This window comes from Lachnoanaerobaculum sanguinis (genome assembly GCF_033242365.1).
Taxonomy (GTDB): Bacteria; Bacillota; Clostridia; order Lachnospirales; family Lachnospiraceae; genus Lachnoanaerobaculum; species Lachnoanaerobaculum sanguinis.
In genome coordinates, this window is sequence record NZ_BTHK01000007.1 from 99,056 (window position 1) to 119,403 (window position 20,348).

The 20,348-nt window shown below is 34.4% G+C and carries 17 protein-coding genes; 15 read left to right on the forward strand and 2 right to left on the reverse strand.

Annotated elements, in window-relative coordinates:
• The first annotated feature begins 13 nt into the window (after positions 1-13).
• The 12 genes from SBH76_RS06280 (at position 14) to SBH76_RS06335 (ending at position 14,761) form a co-directional block, all read left to right on the forward strand.
• Positions 14-1,201 carry a DUF6361 family protein gene (locus tag SBH76_RS06280; RefSeq protein WP_317977191.1) on the forward strand — a complete coding sequence of 396 codons (1,188 nt, stop codon included), beginning with the start codon at positions 14-16 and terminating at the stop codon, positions 1,199-1,201.
• Between the two features lie 4 nt (positions 1,202-1,205).
• Positions 1,206-3,056 carry a phospholipase D family protein gene (locus SBH76_RS06285; RefSeq protein WP_317977192.1) on the forward strand — a complete coding sequence of 617 codons (1,851 nt, stop codon included), beginning with the start codon at positions 1,206-1,208 and terminating at the stop codon, positions 3,054-3,056.
• A gap of 10 nt (positions 3,057-3,066) precedes the next feature.
• Positions 3,067-6,324 (forward strand): helicase C-terminal domain-containing protein, encoded by a 3,258-nt coding sequence (locus SBH76_RS06290; RefSeq protein WP_317977193.1) that lies wholly within the window; start codon positions 3,067-3,069, stop codon positions 6,322-6,324.
• Positions 6,325-6,582: 258 nt separating this feature from the next.
• Positions 6,583-6,945, forward strand: a complete 363-nt coding sequence (locus SBH76_RS06295) for a PepSY domain-containing protein (protein ID WP_317977194.1) — start codon at positions 6,583-6,585, stop codon at positions 6,943-6,945.
• A 235-nt stretch (positions 6,946-7,180) separates the two neighbouring features.
• On the forward strand, positions 7,181-7,789 hold the full coding sequence (locus SBH76_RS06300; RefSeq protein ID WP_317977195.1) for a TetR/AcrR family transcriptional regulator: 609 nt from the start codon (positions 7,181-7,183) through the stop codon (positions 7,787-7,789).
• Entirely contained in the window at positions 7,776-9,530 is a 1,755-nt protein-coding gene (locus SBH76_RS06305) for an ABC transporter ATP-binding protein (protein ID WP_317977196.1), read from the forward strand. Before SBH76_RS06300 ends, SBH76_RS06305 begins: the two co-directional genes overlap by 14 nt.
• Complete coding sequence (locus SBH76_RS06310) at positions 9,514-11,235, forward strand: ABC transporter ATP-binding protein (protein ID WP_317977197.1); 1,722 nt, start codon at positions 9,514-9,516, stop codon at positions 11,233-11,235. The genes SBH76_RS06305 and SBH76_RS06310 overlap by 17 nt, the downstream gene beginning before the upstream one ends.
• Positions 11,236-11,244: 9 nt before the next feature.
• A complete protein-coding gene (locus SBH76_RS06315; protein ID WP_317977198.1) occupies positions 11,245-11,826 on the forward strand; it encodes an MptD family putative ECF transporter S component in 582 nt (193 codons plus the stop codon).
• A 20-nt stretch (positions 11,827-11,846) separates the two neighbouring features.
• Positions 11,847-12,428, forward strand: coding sequence for an MptD family putative ECF transporter S component (locus SBH76_RS06320; protein ID WP_317977199.1), 582 nt, complete (start codon positions 11,847-11,849; stop codon positions 12,426-12,428).
• Positions 12,428-13,120: an energy-coupling factor transporter transmembrane component T family protein gene (locus tag SBH76_RS06325; RefSeq protein ID WP_317977200.1), complete on the forward strand. Its 693-nt coding sequence runs from the start codon at positions 12,428-12,430 to the stop codon at positions 13,118-13,120. The genes SBH76_RS06320 and SBH76_RS06325 overlap by 1 nt, the downstream gene beginning before the upstream one ends.
• The gene (locus SBH76_RS06330) at positions 13,108-14,487 is read left to right on the forward strand and encodes an ABC transporter ATP-binding protein (protein WP_317977202.1); all 1,380 of its coding nucleotides are present in this window, start codon (positions 13,108-13,110) and stop codon (positions 14,485-14,487) included. Before SBH76_RS06325 ends, SBH76_RS06330 begins: the two co-directional genes overlap by 13 nt.
• A gap of 94 nt (positions 14,488-14,581) precedes the next feature.
• Positions 14,582-14,761 carry a DUF6440 family protein gene (locus SBH76_RS06335; protein ID WP_317977203.1) on the forward strand — a complete coding sequence of 60 codons (180 nt, stop codon included), beginning with the start codon at positions 14,582-14,584 and terminating at the stop codon, positions 14,759-14,761.
• A gap of 46 nt (positions 14,762-14,807) precedes the next feature.
• Here SBH76_RS06335 and SBH76_RS06340 read toward each other — a convergent pair whose 3' ends face one another.
• On the reverse strand, positions 14,808-15,833 hold the full coding sequence (locus SBH76_RS06340) for a hypothetical protein (RefSeq protein ID WP_317977204.1): 1,026 nt from the start codon (positions 15,831-15,833) through the stop codon (positions 14,808-14,810).
• A 12-nt stretch (positions 15,834-15,845) separates the two neighbouring features.
• Complete coding sequence (locus tag SBH76_RS06345) at positions 15,846-16,871, reverse strand: hypothetical protein (protein ID WP_317977205.1); 1,026 nt, start codon at positions 16,869-16,871, stop codon at positions 15,846-15,848.
• Positions 16,872-16,964: 93 nt separating this feature from the next.
• On the opposite strand from SBH76_RS06345, the gene SBH76_RS06350 reads away from it, so the two are divergent.
• The 3 genes from SBH76_RS06350 to SBH76_RS06360 all read left to right on the forward strand — a co-directional run bounded on the left by SBH76_RS06350 (position 16,965) and on the right by SBH76_RS06360 (position 20,310).
• Positions 16,965-17,348 (forward strand): hypothetical protein, encoded by a 384-nt coding sequence (locus SBH76_RS06350; protein WP_317977206.1) that lies wholly within the window; start codon positions 16,965-16,967, stop codon positions 17,346-17,348.
• Between the two features lie 140 nt (positions 17,349-17,488).
• Entirely contained in the window at positions 17,489-19,777 is a 2,289-nt protein-coding gene (locus SBH76_RS06355) for a DEAD/DEAH box helicase family protein (RefSeq protein ID WP_331678105.1), read from the forward strand.
• Entirely contained in the window at positions 19,777-20,310 is a 534-nt protein-coding gene (locus SBH76_RS06360) for a hypothetical protein (RefSeq protein WP_317977207.1), read from the forward strand. The genes SBH76_RS06355 and SBH76_RS06360 overlap by 1 nt, the downstream gene beginning before the upstream one ends.
• Positions 20,311-20,348 lie beyond the last annotated feature (38 nt).

Below are 20,348 nucleotides of genomic sequence, written 5' to 3' on the forward strand. Positions count from 1 at the left end.
AAAAAGGAAGACTATGCAATTAGGATGGATTGATTTTTCAAAAGAAGACAGACAAAAGGCACTGGATGTTATCAATCTTCTAAGTGAGCAGGGGACGGTTGATGAGCTTGGGATAGGGACTGTCAGAGATGCCTTTGCAAACTGCTTTTTCCCGGGAACATCTACAGTACAGACAAGAGCAAAATATTTTTTTATAGTTCCATATATATTGAAAGATGCGGTTGACGGCAGATACGGCAAGGATATAGACAGAATCCTAACAGAAATAGATGCTGATGAAAAAGACTGTGCGAAAAGATTGCTAAATTCAGATTCTAAAGTTGAAGGTGTTATCGGAAGCAGAGTTCTTCCCAAGGGATGGGTGTCGAGAAGACCTTCCGACATATACTGGAACGGAATTAAAAGATATAGGATATTTTGTGATAAAGACTTGTCGATACGTGAATATATATCACTCGCAATAGAGATTGAAAAGCGAAAATCTGATATTAAATCTGATAAACATACTTATGACGAGGAAGAAAATAACACTGATGATATGGATGCCGGAAATATAGACAGTATAAAGTTTTGGAGTCTGCCTTCATATGATAATGATTGGAGAGAAAATCTTACAATCGATCTCACAAAAGAAGAGTCTGAGTATCTTAACAGGCAGATTCAAAAGGAGACAAGGGGGTCTCTTTTGGAGTATATACTTAAAAATAAGATTATCCTTAATGAATACGACAGTTTTGAGTCTTTAAGATATGCAATTTCAGATAAGGTTGATAGCGAAACGGCGGATATGATGAAACTGGCATGTGACTTCAACAAATTAATATATATGGCAAGGGTAAGATATAATCTTATGTTATCGGAAGGTGAGAATAAAGATACTATCAGTGAATGGAAAAGAGTAAGAAATGATATTAAATATCGAGCTCAAGTTAATTTGGATGAGGTATTTTTTAAATTAAAGCTTATAAATATCAGAACAAAGAAATTTCTTTGTGATATACAAAGCGCATTTATGACTGAAGATATCGATTTGGCAGATGAAATAATACGTAAGAGAGAACTGCATTTAAAGGGAAGCGCACGGGCAAAGTTAATGAGAACAAAGGAATTTGATCATTCCAAATGGGTAGGCGGTAAAGAACTTGACTACAGATTTTTTAATGCAAGAAGGATTATAAACGACATCTATAATTGGAGATAAGTATATGTTTAGACCTGATTCAAACAGTGACAGGACTGATTACGGTAATATTTTAATGCCGCCAAAGGGTTATAAATTGGAAAGTGCGGTAGGAACAACCTATTCACTGGATTTGGAAGCTCTGACATCGGTGGCTGTTTGCCTCGGATTATCTGAGGAGGTGGACAGCAGACTGATGCAAAATCCTATATGTATGCTGAATGCGCTACAGAAAGTATCAGACAGACTGATACTTTTTTGCGAAGCCGGGCAAATCAAAGCACCTTCGAAGCCTACAGCATTATCTGTTTTACTTGAAAAAATAGTGGTGGAAGTTGCATTACCTAAGGATAAAGGTGTGGGCAGATATCCTGCGTTTCACCCTAAAACTTGGATGTTGTCTTATATAAACAGCGAGGGAGACAGGAAGTATCGTTTTGTAGTGATGAGCAGAAATCTGACATTTGACAGAAGCTGGGATATCAGTTTTGCAATGGATAGCAGTAAGAAGGTCAGACAAAAAAGAAAAAGTGCACCGATATGTAATTTTTTGGAGTATTTGGCTTTAAACGTGAATAAACAATGTATTGATTACTTAAAGAAAAGAAATCTTATTCGCAAAATGATGAAAGAAATCAAAGATATTTCCTTCTCACTTGACAGTAAGGTATTTGGAGAGAATTTTGAAATACTACCTCTGGGCATTGGAGAAAAGGCATACAAAATAGAAAATGATAAATTGTTTTGCACGCAAAGAGGTAATGCAGATTCTACATTTAATGAGCTTGTTATAATGTCACCTTTCTTATCGGGGAGTGTAATTGCAGATTTTAACCTTTCAGACAGGGCATTGTCTGAGTGCAGCAGAACACTTATTACAAGGAGATCTGAACTTGGGAAATTAAGAGAGTGTGATGTCAATAATTTTACCATCTATACATTAAAAGATGAAATCATAGACGGAGAAGATGAGATCTCGGATGAGTCATCGGATAAAAGAAAACAGGATATTCATGCAAAGATATATTTGAGAAGAAAATATGCCGATGTGGATCTGTATCTTGGTTCTATGAATGCATCATATTCTGCAATCAATAAAAATGTGGAAATGATGGTAAAGCTTAGTACAAAGAATAAACATCTTAACGGCGAAAGGTTTTTGGATGATATATTTTGTGGGAATGCAGATGATACAAAAAATCCTTTTGAGCAGGTTACGATAGAAAGTGCAATAGATGACACGGCAGATATTAAAAAAGATATATTGGAAGATAAAATAAAGTATCTATGTCGTACAAAGAAAATTGCTTATATTTCAAAAGACGAATCCAATACAGATAGATACAATATAAAAATAGAATTTACCGGTATTGATACAGATGAAAATATAATGATTTCACCGATTAATTCAAAAAGGAAACATATCTTGTCCGAGTATGTGGAGTTTTTGGACATGGATATATTGCAATTATCAGAGTTTTATAAAGTGGAAATTAAGTCAGGTGATACTGTACTCAACAGGATTATCATGATTCCCACAATCGGTTTTCCTGATAAACGAGAAAATATAGTGGTAAACAGCATTATAGGAGACAAAGTATCTTTTATAGAATATATTTCACTTGTACTTGGTGATGACTATATTTTATCTATGATTGAGGGAAAGCAAATAAGAGAATCAGGAATTTTCAGTAAGAAAAGCGGTATCATGCCTGCAATCTATGAGAAAATGCTGAAGGTGGCAGTGACAGAACCTGAAAAGATAAAAGATATCGGATATGTACTTAAGATGGTTAATGACAGTGAAATTATACCGGATGAATTTCGCAGACTATATGAAACATTTTGCAGTACTCTAAAATTGAGAATACAATAAAGGATTATGTATGACACAGTTTGATATAGATGAGATTGAAAAGCGCACTATGAATATGTTGAAGGATTTTCAGGCGGAAACTGTTAAGCGCGTTGATTATCTTTTCAGAAATATGCAGAATCATGTGCTTGTTGCAGATGAGGTCGGTATGGGTAAGACGCTTATCGGCAGGGGTGTTATTGTAAAGACGGCGAGACAAAAAATTGAAGAAAAGTGCAATCTATGCAAGGTGGTTTATATCTGTTCAAATCAGAACATAGCAAATCAAAATATCAGAAAGCTTGATATCACAGGCAGAAATATCGTTGAATCTGTATCTGATACGAGATTATCCATGCAACATCTAAAGATTATGGAACAAGCAAGTGATGAGGCTATAAAAGACGGATTTATACAGCTTATTCCTCTTACACCGGAAACCTCGTTTAAAATGACATCGGGAGGCGGAAGTGTACAGGAAAGAGCTTTGATTTTTGCAATCTTAAAGCGGATTCCTGATTTTAAAGCTCATATAAAAACCCTTGAAGATTTTATGATACATGGCGCAATAAAGTCATGGGAGAGTAGTGAAAAATACAATTATGAGAGTCGTGTGGCACAATGTGAAGAGACTACAGGAGGTATCTATCCTAAAAATATAATTGATAAGATATGCAGTGAAGAATTTGAGGAAATAAGAGAAATTATACTGGAGCATTTAAAGGAGATAAGGTATAAGAGAGAACTTTCATACTCGTACTATGCAGTAATGAATAAGCTTAGAGTTATGTTTGCGAAGATAAGTGTATCTATGTTGGAACCTGACCTTGTAATTATGGATGAGTTTCAAAGATTTAAGTTCCTTATATCAGATGAAGACAGTGAAATAGGTATACTTGCTAAAAGATTTTTCAGCGGTAGAAATACAAAGGTGCTTCTTATGTCTGCGACTCCGTATAAGCTGTATTACACACCGGAAGAGATAGATGAGTCACAGGGTTATGAACATTTTGAGGAATTCTTGCAGGTTATGAAATTTATCTTTAATGATGATACAAAATACGGTGAGTTTAAGAAAATATGGACGAATTATTCTGTTGTACTCAGAGAGACGAAGTTGGTGGACGCTACCGTTATCGAGTTAAAAAATTTAGCTGAAGACGCCATGTATCAAGGTGTCAGCAGGACGGAGCGTATATCTGTTATGGATACAGGAGACTTTATAGATGACGGCAGTATTAAATACCATTTGCAGGTAAATGAAAATGATATAAATTCCTATATACAGATGTCTGCTTTATTGTCAAATACCAAAGTAGGTGATAGCTGTCCGATAGATTATGTAAAGAGTTGCCCCTATCTAATGTCATTTATGAGAAAATATAAGATTAAAGAACAAATTGAAAGGTACTATCGCAAAAATAAATATGAGCTTGAGAGTGAAAGAGTTCAAAATCTGCTGTGGTTAAGCCGAAGTAAAATCAGTAAATATGAAGAACTCCCAAAGACAAATGCAAGACTGGAGGTTTTAAAAGAGAAAGCATTTATTAACGGTGCAGAAAAATATCTATGGATTCCACCTTCAATGCCATACTATGAGTTGCAGGGGGTATATAAAAACAGCAAAGGTTTTTCTAAAATACTTGTCTTTTCAGCATGGGAGATGGTGCCCAGAATGATAGGCGTTATGTTATCGTATGAGGCGGAAAGGCTTACAGTTGGAAAGCTTGTAAATCAAATAAAAAATAAAGATGTAAAAAATACAGGTTATTTTGCAAAAGGCACGAGGAAATATCCTTCCCCAAGGCTTAGATTTAATACTTCAAACGGTGAAGTGAGAGGTGTGAATTTACTTACACTGATTTATCCCTCAAAGGTACTGGCAGATATGTACTCACCTGTTGAATCGCTTAATAAGCATGAATCTTTGAAAGATATAGAAAAGTCTATAAGAAATAGATTAACAGGTAAACTTAGGGTATTAGAAGAAAAGTATGGGGATTTTTCTAAAAAGAAGGAAGATACAAGGTGGTATTATCTTGCACCTATACTTATGGATGGATTTGATTACGCGAAAGATTGGGCAGAGAATATTTTAGCGAATCAAAATACAGATAATGAGTATGAAAACTTTGATGTAGCGGATAATCCAAAAGATAAAGGAAACAAGGGGTTTAAAGCCCATATTGAAAAACTTCAAAATTACCTTGAATACCCGGAAGAAATACATCTTGGCAGAATGCCTGATGACTTGGTAGAAACACTGATAAATATGGTTTTAGGCTCACCGGCTGTTTGCATATATCGTTCAAATTTGGGAAACAGAGAAATGGCTACATCACTGGCAAAAATTTTTCTGAATAATTTCAATCTTCCGGAATCCACAGCCATTATTGACCTTGCATATGGAAGGTGTAGGGATGATAATTCACATTGGCAAAATGTCCTTAAATACTGTAAAGACGGATGCTTTCAGGCTATGATTGATGAATATATTCATATGTTGAGAGAAAGTGTAGGCTCTCAAGATGATGTTGATACAAACTCTCTCGTGCATAATATGATGGTTGAATCATTAAATATACGTACAGCCACATATGCCATTGATACTTATGCGGATTTTAAGAAGCGAATTACCGGTACAAATGAAATAGGGGATGAATGTAGGATTAGATCAAGCTATGCGGTAGGATTTGGTAATGAGAAGGGAGATAATGCCAAGATCGTTATAAGAAAAGAAAATATAAGAAATGCTTTTAACTCTCCGATGCGTCCCTTTGTATTGTCTACTACTTCCATCGGTCAGGAGGGCCTTGATTTTCATAACTACTGCCGTGTCATAATGCATTGGAACCTGCCAAGTAATCCTATAGATCTTGAACAAAGAGAAGGCAGAATAAACAGGTTTAAATGTTTGGCGATAAGACAGAATGTAGCGGATAAATATGGTATGAATACAATGTTTGAGAAAGATATATGGAAAGAACTTTTTGAAGCGGCAGTGAAAGAAAGGAAAGAGGGGCAATCCGAACTTATTCCGTTTTGGTGTTTCGGAAAGAATCAGAGTATAAAAATTGAAAGACTTTTGCCGATGTATCCTTTGAGTAAGGATGAATTAAATTATGAGAGATTGATTAAAATACTTTCCTTCTATAGATTGACTTTGGGGCAGCCAAGGCAGGAAGAGCTTTTAGAGTATTTATTTAAAGAGTTTAGGGATACAAGTGAACTGAAGAAATTATTTATAGATTTGAGCCCGTTTTCTAAGAAGAAGAGTCTACCTGATTAAACCTTCGTTACAGTTATAGTTTTATAAAAGCTATGATATTAAAAAAATAAAAAAATTTAAAAACAATGCAATAAAATGAAGTTCTCGTGCATTAATATAGTGAAAGGGTAAATAAGAGAACTTAAAAAAGACAGTATTATCCATATAAACGTCGACGGTGGATGATAAATCTATTAAGAACTTACGACCTTTTGAAAAAACGCTTGTATTAACAGATTGGTAAAATTATTTTCACTGTACACGGAAAGGATGGAAAATATGAAAAAGTTTAATAAATTAGGTAAGAGTTTAATAGGTGCGGTTACAGTATCTTGTATGTTATTTGCAGCAGGAATGACAGGAGTTCCATATTATGGAAGCACCTTTGTTGCCAAGTCAAAAGTATCCAAATCATATAAAGCAACAAAGAAAATAACAGCTGATGAGGCTAAAAGAATCGCACTTGCACACGCAAAGTTAGCGGAAAAGGACGTGACTTTTGTTAAAGTGGAACTTGAACTTGAGGATAATAACAGATATGAGTATGATGTTGATTTTTACAGCGGAAATGTAGAATATGAATATGATATCAATGTTTCAAACGGAGCTATAATATCAAGCAGTGTAGAGGTAGATGATTAATAGAGATATATACTTACAGTCAGTCCGGGGTGAATCCCCGGGCTGATTTTTTATGTATAACAGTAAGTCGGGCTAAGTTCAAATTACTTCAAAGTAAATTGAAGTTTGTTTGAAGTGATATTGAAGTTGACTTTGAAGTAACAGTGAAGTAGTTCAAATACCCACTTGTTAGCAAAACCTAACTATGGTATAATGATCTTACCGACGATAACGTCGGTAAAAGAGGAGGTACTATATGGCTGCTGCGAAGAGGCTTAGTGAGGCTGAAAGAAAAAAAGAAATTATGGATTCAGCCACAAAAGTAATTGCCGCAAAGGGCTTAGGAAAGGCAACTATGGAAGACATCATCGCGGGAACAACTTTATCAAAAGGAGGAGTGTATCACTACTATGGGAACGTAATAGAAATCTTTAAAGACATTATGATAAGCGGGATTGATTACAGAAACAATATCATTAAGGAGCATTTGGTTGAATGTGAAAAGGGTGGTGAGAGTAAGTTTATGGCAAAACAGTTGGTTGATAAAGTCATAGACAACAATCCTTTAACGCCTCTTTATGTTGAGTTTTTGATAGAGAAAAAAAGAAATCCCGAACTGAATAATATTATGGAAGAGCTTCAAGAACAGACAAAGGAAAGATTTAAAGCGATATGGAATTATGACTCAGGATGGTTGTTTGATCCTCAAATTTTTCAGTTTGTTACCGATTTTATGAATGCTCTGATACTGGCTTCGGATGTACTGGATGCAAGAGAAAATTTCAAAAAGAACAGACAGCATTTGGAAGCAATATTTACTTACTTATTTGAACAAGTAAAGGAGAAAATGGATGGGAGTTTATAAAAAATTATTCAGATATGTGCCGAATGAAAAATATATCGGATATATGTCAATTTTATTATCGAGTATTTCGGCATTCCTGGTGGTTTATGGATATTATTATATATTTCTACTTCTAAAAGAAGCGGTAGTAAAGGGAAATTATGAAAATGCAGGATATTATTCTACAAAGATAGTTATCTGTTTAACTATAAGTGCGGTAATGTATTTGGTATCCGGCATTGTTTCACATAAGCTGGCATTCAGACTTGAAACAAACTTACGAAAAAGAGGAATTGAAGGACTTACAGATGCAAGCTTTCGATTTTTTGATCTGCATTCCTCAGGATATATAAGAAAAACTATAGATGACAATGCGGCAAAAACACATATGGCGGTAGCTCATATGTTGCCGGATAATTCACAGGCATTTCTGGTACCGATTTTTGCATTTATACTGGCATTTGCCATAAGTCTTAGAGTCGGAATCGTTATTATAGTTTTATCTGTTATAAGCGGACTTATATTGATGGGAATGATGGGCAATAAAGATTTTATGAAGCTTTATCAGACTTCACTTGACAAACTGAGTTCTGAAACTGTGGAGTATATCAGAGGTATACAGGTAATAAAGATATTCGGTTCAAAACTTAGATCTTTTAAGGCATTACATGATTCTATTATGGAGTATTCAAAATACGCTTATGATTATTCTCTGTCTTGTAAAACACCCTATGTCATATATCAGCTGATATTTTTAGGATTGATTGCCATTATAAGTATTCCGCTCAGCTTCTTTTTGATCGGTATAAAAGATCCTAAATTTATGGCTGTGGAGCTTATTATGATCTTTTTCTTAAGCGGTGTAATAATGGTCTCTTTTATGAAAATAATGTGGGCAAGCATGAATATCTATAATGCAAATTTTGCCATTGACAGTTTGGAAGAATTATATGAAAAGATGCAGGAGGATAAACTCACATATGGAAACAGAGATCATTTTGACAATTTCAATATTGAATTTGAAAATGTGAGCTTTTCATATGGGGATAAAAAGGTTCTGGAAAACTTATCATTTTCATTAGAAGAGAAAAAAACTTATGCCTTAGTAGGGCATTCAGGTTCAGGAAAGTCAACTGTTGCAAAGCTTTTGTCAGGATTTTATAAGGTTGATAAGGGGGCAATAAAAATAGGTGGATATCCTCTTTCAGAATATACAAAGGAGGCAATCATAAGGAATATCTCGTTTGTATTCCAAGACAGCAAACTGTTTAAAAAATCTATATATGATAATGTAGCATTGGCTGATGAAAATGCGGGTAGAGATAAAGTAATGAAGGCTCTCAGTCTTGCAGGTTGTGATGAAATTATTGAAAAGTTTAAAGACAGGGAAAATACAATTATAGGTTCAAAGGGGGTGTATCTTTCAGGAGGTGAAAAACAAAGGATTGCTATTGCAAGGGCTATTTTGAAAAATTCACCTATTGTAATTATGGATGAAGCGAGTGCGGCAATTGATGCCGATAATGAATACGAATTACAAAAAGCATTTAAAAATTTAATGCAGGATAAGACTGTTATAATGATTGCCCATAGGATGACAAGTATCAGAAATGTAGATGAAATAATAGTTTTGGAAAAGGGAAATGTAATAGAGCGAGGAGATAATGATTCATTAGTAAAAACCGGAGGGTTATACAGCAGACTCCTCAGTCTTTACGAAACTGCAAATGATTGGAGGGTGTCAAATGAAAAACTACTATAAGAAAAGATATGCTCTCTCAGAACAGGGTGCAAAAAATCTTACAAAAGCAACGATATATTGTTTTTTGACATATTGTATCAACCTTGGTCCGATGTTTATTTTAATGGGACTTATTAATCAGTTGGTCTTGGGAAATGTATCAAGCACCTTGCAGTATATTGTTATGGCAATACTTACTTTGATATTTATGTATATTTTATTATCAGAAGAATATGTAAGCCTTTATAATTCCACCTATAAAGAATCGGCAAATTTGAGAAAGGGAATAGCAGAGAATCTGGCACAGCTTCCGCTGGCTTATTTTTCAAAGCACGATCTCTCCGACCTTTCACAAACGATAATGTCTGATGTGGAAAGGGTAGAGCATTCTATGAGCCATTCCATACCAAAGGTTGTGGCTATGTGGTTATTCTTTCCTCTGATGGGACTTATTATGCTTATTGGAAACTGGAAGCTTGGACTTGCAGCAATTATTCCCACTCTTTTAAGCTTTATGATCAATCCTTTGGCAAAACAGAAGGAAGTTTCAGAGTACAGCAGGTACTTTAATGTGCTAAGAGATAATTCAGAGCTTTTTCAAGAAACAATAGAGTTACAACAGGAGATAAGCAGCTTTAATCAAGCTGATAAGGTGAAGAAAAACCTGTATAAAAAGATGGAAGAGAGCGAGAGGATACATCTTAATGTAGAGATAGTTCCAATGCTGGCGGTAGGTATATCTTCATCTCTCTCATATATAAGCCTTGCAGTAGTATTGGCTGTCGGAATACAGTTACTTATTCACAATGAGATTAGCCTTTTATATCTGATAGGATACCTGATAGGAGCAATAAAGGTTAAAGAACTTTTTGATGTTTCAAGGGAAGGAATGACCGAAATGTCCTATATTGAACCTGCAATTGTAAGAATAAAGGAGATAAAAAATGCAGCGCTTCAAGAGGGTGAAGATACAGACCTTTCAAGCTATGATATAGAATTTAAAAACGTTTCATTTGCTTATAATAAAGATGCAAAGGTATTAAAAGATGTGAGTTTTACGGCAAAGCAGGGTGAGGTTACAGCTTTGGTAGGTATATCGGGTTCCGGTAAAACTTCCGTACTAAGACTTATATCAAGGCTGTATGACTATGATACCGGAAGTATCTTAATAGACGGAAAGGATATCAAAAATATATCTACAGAATCATTGTTTAAGAATGTCTCAATAGTATTTCAGGATGTGACTTTGTTTAATACAAGCATTATGGAAAATATTCGTTTGGGCAGGGAGAGTGCAACAGATGAGGAAGTAAAGGAAGCGGCCAGGCTTGCAAACTGTATGGATTTTATCGAAAAATTGCCGGATGGATTTAATACTCTGATTGGAGAAAACGGTGCTGAATTATCAGGTGGAGAAAGACAGAGAATTTCTATTGCAAGAGCATTTCTAAAGGATGCACCTGTTTTGATATTGGATGAGATATCGGCAAGCCTTGATGTGGACAATGAAAAGAAGATACAGGACAGTTTAAATAAGCTTATTAAGGACAAAACGGTTATTATTATCTCTCACAGATTAAAATCAATAGAAAATGTGAATAAGATTGTGGTAATAGATGAGGGAGTTGTTGAGACATCAGGAAATCATGATGAGCTTATAAAAGATTCAAAGGTATATAAAAACTTGATTGAAAAGACAAAATTAGCGGAAGCATTTAATTATTAGGGGGAAGATATGAAAGAGAAAAAGCTGAAAATAAAGGATCTGGTGACTATAGGTGTATTTGCTGTTATATATTTTGTAGTTACTTTTGCCGTTGGAATGATTGGAGTTATTCCGATTTTATTCCTGATATATCCTACAATACTGGGAATTGTTAGCGGAACTGTTGTTATGTTATTTATGGCTAAAGTACAAAAACCTTGGGCATTGTTTATTTTCGGAATGCTGTCACCTCTTATTATGCTTGTGGGAGGCCATACCTATGTAATTTTACTTCATGCATTTGCAGTAATGATTATAGCCGAGTTGATAAGAAGAATCGGTCATTATAATTCATTTAAATACAATATGCTTTCATTCGCAATATTTAATACCTGGATTTGCGGTTCACTTATGCAAATGTTATGGGCAAGGGAGAAATACATTGAGTTATCTATGATGATGGGCAAGGAGTATGTAGATATTTTGATAAAACTTATTACTTATCAGCATATGGCTTTGGTTTATCTTGGTGCTATAATCGGAGGACTTATAGGCGCAAATATCGGAAGAGTATTACTGAAAAAGCATTTTATAAAAGCAGGTATAGTTTGATGTATTATTAGGAGGGAAATATGAAAGAGCAAAAGCTGAAAATAAAGGATCTGGTGACTATCGGTGTATTTGCAGTTATATATGTGGTGATTATATTTGCTTTGGGAATGATAGGATTTTTACCTGTTTTATATCTGGTATATCCTGCACTACTCGGTATTGTAAGCGGAACTGTTATTATGTTGTTTATGGCAAAGGTACAAAAACCTTGGGCGTTGCTGATACTTGGAATGCTTACATCTGTTTTTATGATGGTAGAAGGAAATACCTATTTACTTATTATACATTCATTCGTGGTGATGCTTATAGCCGAGTTGATAAGAAGAGTAGGTAATTACAATTCATTTAAATACAATATGCTTTCGTTTGCAATATTTAATACCTGGATTTGCGGTTCACTTATGCAAATGTTATGGGCAAGAGAAAAATATATTGAAATAGCAATGGTTATGGGTGAGGAGTATGTGAATGCTTTGATAAAGCTGGTCACATATCCACATATGGCATTGGTTTATCTGGGTGCTATATTAGGCGGACTTATAGGAGCGAATATAGGAAGAATATTACTAAAAAAACATTTTATAAAGGCAGGTATAATTTGATGTATTACATCAATGACAAAAGACTAAATCCAAATCCTATAACCAAGTTTTTTGTTGTAATGTTACTTGGGTTTACTGTAGTACATTCTATAAATCACTATTTGGAAATAGCTGCTGTATTAGTGATATCTATTATGTACCTTATCAATGGATTTAGAAGAGAGGCAATAAAAAATATACTGGTATTTGGTGTATTGTTATTTGTACCGAGTTTTAGTGCTTTGGCAAAGCTTCCCATATTTATAATGATGATGCTTTCATTACCGGCTATATTTCGTATGTTCTATCTTCCTTTTGCAGCAGGTGAATTTATGATCAAGACTTCTGATGTCGGAAGTATTATCTCATCAATGGATGCTTTAAAAATACCAAAGGAAGTTTCTGTACCTATAGCCGTAATGTTCAGGTTCTTCCCTTCATTTGCTGAGGAGAAAAATAACATTATGATGGCAATGAGAATAAGGGGAATAGAAACAAAAAATCCTGTTAAATATCTTGAATATATTGCTGTACCCCTGCTTATTATTTCATCAAATATTGCAGATGATATTGCAAAGGCTGCGGAAACAAAATGCATTGCAAATCCTGTAAAGAAAACAAGGTACATAAAAGTAAAAATTCATTTGATCGATTTTATTTATGCTTTCACAATGACAATTATAGTGGTGGGAGGTCTTATATGCTTACGTTAGAGAATCTATCACTGTTTTACGAACAGGATAAAAAAGTACTTGATAATATCAACTTAATCGTAGCGGACGGTGAATGTGTTCTTCTTACCGGAGAGAGCGGAAGCGGAAAATCCTCTATTGTAAATTCTATAAACGGTCTGGCTTTTGAATATGAAAATGCCAAATTTAGCGGCAACATAAAGGTTGACAATAAAGATTTAAAGGGAATGGAGCTTTATGAAATATCTCTGATGATATCCAGCGTTTTCCAAAACCCAAAGACACATTTTTTCAATGTAGATACAACACTTGAACTGTTATTTTATCTTGAAAACATAGGTCTTGATAGAAAAGAAATGGAAAACCGTATGGAAGATATGCTGAAGCTCTTTCCTATAAGGCATCTACTGGGGCGTAGTATATTTGAACTCTCGGGCGGTGAAAAGCAGATTCTTTGTGTGGCGGCCTGCTATATTTCCGGTTGTAAGATAATAGTACTGGATGAACCTTCATCAAATCTGGATGATAAATATATTGATATATTAAAAGAAATGCTGCAGATACTAAAGAATAAGGGTATAACACTTATCATTGCAGAGCATAGAATCTATTATTTAACGGATTTGGCAGATCGAATTATTCTTGTTAGAAAAGGAGAGCTTTTTAAGGAGCTTACAAAAGATGAACTATTAAACGCCGAAAGACAACTCGGACTTCGCTCTGCAACAAAAACAGACTTAAAGGTCCAAAGGAATTCCGTCGGAAATGATTTGACTGTTAAAAAACTTGAGTACAAATTTAAAGACGGTTTCAAACTAAAGATAAATGATATTTCATTTGGTCTTGGAAATATTTACGGTATTACCGGAAAAAACGGCTGCGGTAAATCTACATTCATAAGAGTAATGACAGGCCTTGATGATAAGGGAAAGAGTGAGATAATATTTAACGGGAAAACTCTGAACAAAAAAGACAGACTGAAAAATTCATCCTTGGTTATGCAGGATGTTAATCATCAGCTTTTCACGGATTCTGTAGAGGAGGAAATAAAACTTGGGGTTAAGGATTTGTCGCAGGACAGATTAGATAAGGTCCTATATGGTCTTGAACTTACAGAATTAAAGGACAGACATCCTATGAGCCTTTCAGGTGGACAAAAACAAAGAGTGGCCATTGCCTCAGTTCTATGCAAAAATTCAAGATTTATATTTTTTGATGAGCCCACAAGCGGTATGGATTATAAGAACATGATAAAAATTTCAAAGCTGATAAAGGAGATGAGTACTAAAGATAATATTATATTTATTGTTTCCCACGATATTGAATTTTTAAATGAAACCGCAGACAGTATACTGTGTCTGGAAGAATTTAAGACCCTAGAATCCTAAAATTAAAGTATTAGAATCATTTATTATTAAACAAAACTTTAAAAACTGTAGTTTAATATATGATATAATCAAAAAAAACATCGGAGGATACTTTATGGATCGTTTCAAGAAAGTTTACAGACAGGGAGTAATAGAAGTACTTGAAGTCTGGGTTGATACGGAGACAGGTGTAAACTATTTATGTAAAGCAGGTGGATACGCAGGCGGTTTGACTGTTTTACTTGATAAAGACGGAAAGCCTGTAGTAACACATGACATTAAAGAAGGTTTATAAATAAAAGCTGTAGCGGAAGGGTAGCTTCTACTACAGTTTTTTATTTCTATTCCCATATTGTATGCTGTGCTCTCACACCATATTTATCAGGTTTATAAAGTGAATCAAAATCAGCTTCCACACTGTATCTTTTCCATATAACATAGTCGGAAGTCTGAATCTTAAGTGTAAATGAAATATCATTCCTTACTTCTTCATATTCAATCGGATGTAGTGAAAAAATATCCGTCAAATCTTTTTCTCTAAAGTCATCTATACTCAGTTTAGACAGGTCGGTATTATTAAATTTAACTTCTGATAAAGCTTCACTGTCTGCCGGAATCCTATAATAAGTTATTGTACAGTTTTTTAGTTTATCGCTATCTTTTAATGTAGGAGTAACACTTACAAAACCGTAGGATTTATCATCACGAAATATTTCCAAAAGTTCACCATAATAAAAGTGGTCATTACGATTGTTTACTATTTCACTGTCTGCAGACTTTTCCGAGAAGTAAAAGCCGTCAGACAAAAGAGCGGATGCCTTTGTTTCGCCGACAATTATATTGCTTGTATTTATTTGTACTACGACCGGCTTTTCGGGAAAACCTATCATAGATATAAAAAGGGTAAGGGTAAAATTTGTTATAAACAGTCCGGCTATAACAGCATTTGAAGCTGAGTAGAGTCGAAATATTTTATTTTTATGATTGCTTATAAGTCCTGAAATAAGCTGAATGAGATGATAAAATACCAAGCTTATTACTGCAAGTCCAAGCTGAAATCTTAAACATCTATAAAGTGACAAGGTAAAATTATTCGTCATGTAAAACATAATGCCTATGCAGGAGATATTTGCCAAAATATACACGAAGAAAAATAATAATACCGCTTTTAGTGCCTCAGATTCGGTAATATCATCATAGTCTATATGTATTCTACCTTGAAAGCCCTGTCCGATATTGTACATCCATTTTGGAACCTCCTTACCGGCAGCTACTGCAATTATCAGCCTTAAAAACATATAGATTGTTAATATAAAGCATAGTAAAACCAAAAGACCAAAAATTAATGCGAATACAGTAAATCCCATTTTATTCCCCCATTATTCCCAAATAGTATGCTGTGCCCTGACACCATAATGGTGTACTGAGCCATTTTCAAAAAAATCTGCCTCAATGCTATAACTTTTCCACAGTGAGTACCCTACAGTTTGCAGTTTTAAGGTATACAAAGGACTGCGTTTATACTGATTATAATTATAAGGCTTTATTGAAAAGATGTCAGCTATATCTTTGTATTCAAAATCCTGAATACTCAATTCGGACAGAGTTGCATCACTAACTTTTACCTGAGATAAAACCTCACTGTCACCCGGTATCTCATAATATGTTATGGTGCAATTTTCGAGTTTATCGGAATTCTTAAATGTAGGAGTAATGCTCATAAATCCATAAGATTTTCCGTCACGAAGCAATTCTACAAGTTCACCATAGTGAAGTTGGCTGTTTCGTTTATTTACAATTTCACTGTCTGCATCTTTACCGTAAAAGGTAAAGCCGTCTGCTAAAAGAGAGGAGGCTTTTGTTTCGCCTATTACCACAGTGCTGTTATCTATTTGTATATTTATAGGTTTTTCAGGAAATCCTACCCTGAGCATCCATAGAGTATAGACAAGCGCAGTTACAAATATTCCTGCCATTACAGCATTTGTTGGTGAGTAGAGTGGCCTGTAATTTCCCAATATATGAGATACAAAAAATAAAATCAGTTTTACTATAAAGTAGAATAACATTGCTATCAAAACAACTACGACCTGCAAGCCTATGCATATATAAAATGCTTTCTTGGAATTTTGTGTTTGATAATACATTACAAAATAGAAAAAAATATTGGCTAAAATAAAACAAAGGATAAAAAAATTGGTATCCCATAATGCCGCAGGTTCTGTAAAATCCTCGTAATTGATATTGATTTTACTTTTAAATGCCTGTCCAATCTTGTACATCCAATTTGGAACCTCAGTATAAGTACTTACAGCTATTACCAGTTTTATGTACATATAAACTGTGAATATAAGGAGTATCAATATAAGTATAGCAAGTGCTATGGAAATTATAAAAAAAGCCATTGTAGCTCCCCTTTTTAAATTAAAAGTTGTATACTCGTATTATATCATTTTGTTGTAAAATTTACGATATTTAATACTTTTATGGGGAGGAATATGGCTGTTTCATATTTTATTTATGTGACTGATAAAGAAAATACCGGTTTTAATTTAGAGAAGTTTAATAATGATATTAAACAAAGATTTCCTAAAGTCGGTATTTCGGTAAAGGATGATGAGAAATGTCGGTACAATATTTGTTGGGAAGACTACGAAGATGAGTATGAGTTTGAACTTTGGATGCTAAGGGATAGAAGTGTATTAATGATAAATTATTTCAACTCAAAGAACAGGATCTATGATTATGCGGAGTTTATAAAATGGCTCAGAAGCTACTTCCCTTATGAAAAGGAAGTTTTATTATGTGATGAGGGATATAGTAAAACTATTGTATTAAGTGAGGTAGTAGAGATAGAGGATATTTTGGAGATACTGGAGTAGGAGCATTATTGTTAAAACATACCGGATATATATCATATTACGTATAGGTTTACAGTTGAGAAATTCAGATATATGAAGTATGATAGGAATGCCAATTAATATATAAATAAGATTAAATTAATAAATTTATAATGGAGGAAATGGGAATGGAAACAGGCTCTGTAAACGATTTGAAAACTTATGTGGAAATGAAATCTTGTGGTAATATTTTACCAAAAAAGGGAACAAACATCAGAAGCCCTTATGAGCATCAGAAAAAGGCTATGGAAGCACTTGATAAGATAAATAAAGAAGAATCTTATAGCACTTTGGTAGTTCTGCCGACAGGAGGCGGAAAGACTTATACAGCTTCTATGTGGTTATTAAAAAATGCTATTGATAAGAAAAAGAAAATTCTTTGGATAGCACATCGTCAGATGCTGCTTGACCAGGCTGCAGAGTCCTTTCAAAATTTTGCTTATGCAGAAGTTGTACCGCATGTTTCTTCTTTCAGATTCAGGATTGTGTCAGGTGCATCAAGTCATGACAGAACAATAGATATCAAGGCGGATGATAATTTATTGATTATAAGTAAGGACAGCATAGGCAGAAATATTGAAAGACTTGATAAGTGGTTGGAAGGAGAAAAAGAGCTGTATCTGGTTGTAGATGAAGCACATCATTCAACTGCAAAAACCTATAGAAAAGTTATCAACTATGTAAAAGATAAGGTGCCAAATTTAAAGCTAATAGGTCTTACAGCAACACCATTCCGTACAGCAGAAGAAGAGCAGGGACTTTTGGGTAAAATCTACTCTGACGGTGTTAGTGACGGTCAGGTTGTACGTGGAGACATAGGAATAACATATCAAATAGGACTAAAAGAACTTATAAACAGGCAGATACTTTCAAAGCCTATTTTTGAAAGTTATTTTACAGAAGAAGATTATGGAGATTGTCTAGGTCTTGATTCATGGGAAAGGATTCAATATCTTGATAATTTGCCGGATGATATTGCTAATCAGATGGCGGAGAGTGCTGCACGTAATAAACTGATTGTTGAAACATATAAAGAAAAACAGGATGAATATGGTCAGACAATTGTATTTGCGGTCAATGTAATACATGCTATTCAGCTTAGTGCACTTTTTAATAAAGCGGGAATTAAGTCTGATTTTGTTGTATCTGATATAAGAGACGGTGTTACAGGAGTGACAGTAAGTAGAGAGGACAATGAGAGAAAACTTGAAGCCTACAGAAAAGGAGAATTACAGGTACTTGTTAATGTAAATATCTTGACTGAGGGTGTGGATTTACCAAAGACAAAAACAGTGTTTTTGGCAAGGCCTACAGTATCATCTATTTTGATGACACAGATGGTAGGTAGAGCATTGCGAGGAACTGCAGCGGGAGGTACATCAAGTGCATATATTGTTTCATTTATAGACCATTGGAATGAGCATATTGCATGGGTAAATCCGGAAAGCTTGTTTGCAGGGGAGAATGATTTTAAAGATAGTGATGATTCTGAGCGTGCTAAAAGAGATATCCAAATGATTGCGATTTCAAAGATTGAGGAGTTTGCAAGAATACTTGATAATTCGGTTGACACAACAAATTTGGAAAGAGTTCCTTTTGAAAAAAGAATTCCTATCGGAATGTACGCATTTAAATATCTGGAAGAAAACGGAATGGATCATTCATATCAGGTAATGGTTTATGACAGCACACAGGAAGCTTATAAGAATCTTATGGAGTCACTTCCTTCATTGTTCAAGTCATTTGATGTAACAGAGGAGTATCTGACAAAAGAACAGCTTGATGAAATGGAGGCACAGTGCAGGGATTCATTCTTCTGTGGTGAAATGATACCGCCATATGAGAGCAGAGATGTTATAAATATCATAAAATACTATGCACAATATGAGGAAGCACCAAGATTCTATACATTTGAAGAGGTGGATAGAAATAAGCTTGATATATCAAAGATTGCACAGCATATTTGGGATGAAGATATGGGGGTACGCAAAAAAGCTGAATACATTGATGAGCTCTGGAATTCAGGAGACGACAATATGCTTAGATTGTTCTTTGGCAGAAAGATATATTTTTCAAAGCAGCTTGATATTGAATTGATAAAATTATCAGGTTCTGACATATATGATAATGGACCGGAAGTAGACTATGGCCCTAAGAAGCTGGAAGATTTACCGCTCCATATAATTCGTAAGATTAACCCTGATTATGAAAAATATTTAAGAGATGAAACCTTTAAAAAGTATACTGATGAAGCCGGTAATTACCGCTGTGCATGCTGTGGATTTACAGACAAATCCAGAGTGCCTTTCCATGTAGACCATATTATTGCTATGAATAATGGCGGTAAATCTGTTGTGGAGAATTTACAGATTCTTTGCCGCAGTTGTAATGCAAGGAAGAGTGATAAATAATGTATGGATTGTTTTATTCGGCAATCGATATTGCATTTATCTTACAGGATTTAAAACTTGGTTGTAGAGAGGAAAGTAAAGTTCTTGATTCAATATGGGAAAATGAAAAGAACTTACTTTCCGAACAGTACAGAGATAATAAGAGAAAATTTTTGCTGGATATATATCAATGGAGTCATTATATATTGGATAAGGATGCAATTGATGAAGAACTTGTTGCTATACAGAGAGATTTGAAGCATTCGGATAGAACATTGCAATTAGATCAGTTAAGCGGTTACTTCTCTGATTTTGATATCTTCTTTAAAAGTTGTCGTATAAAAATATTATATGGCAGTAGAAATTATGTAAAAATAAAGCTTAGAACTTTATTAGAAAGATATGGCTATAAACGTAGATCATCATTGATCGTTCAGTATATAAAACATTGTTTAACATTTTATAATTTGCAAGTGGCTGTACGTGGTGGTGACATTTGCGATATAGAAACAGTAGGCCTTGATGAAATGTTGATGTTTAGAGTAATAAGTTAGTGTATTAAGATAATAAAACAGTCACAAGTTTAGAATAA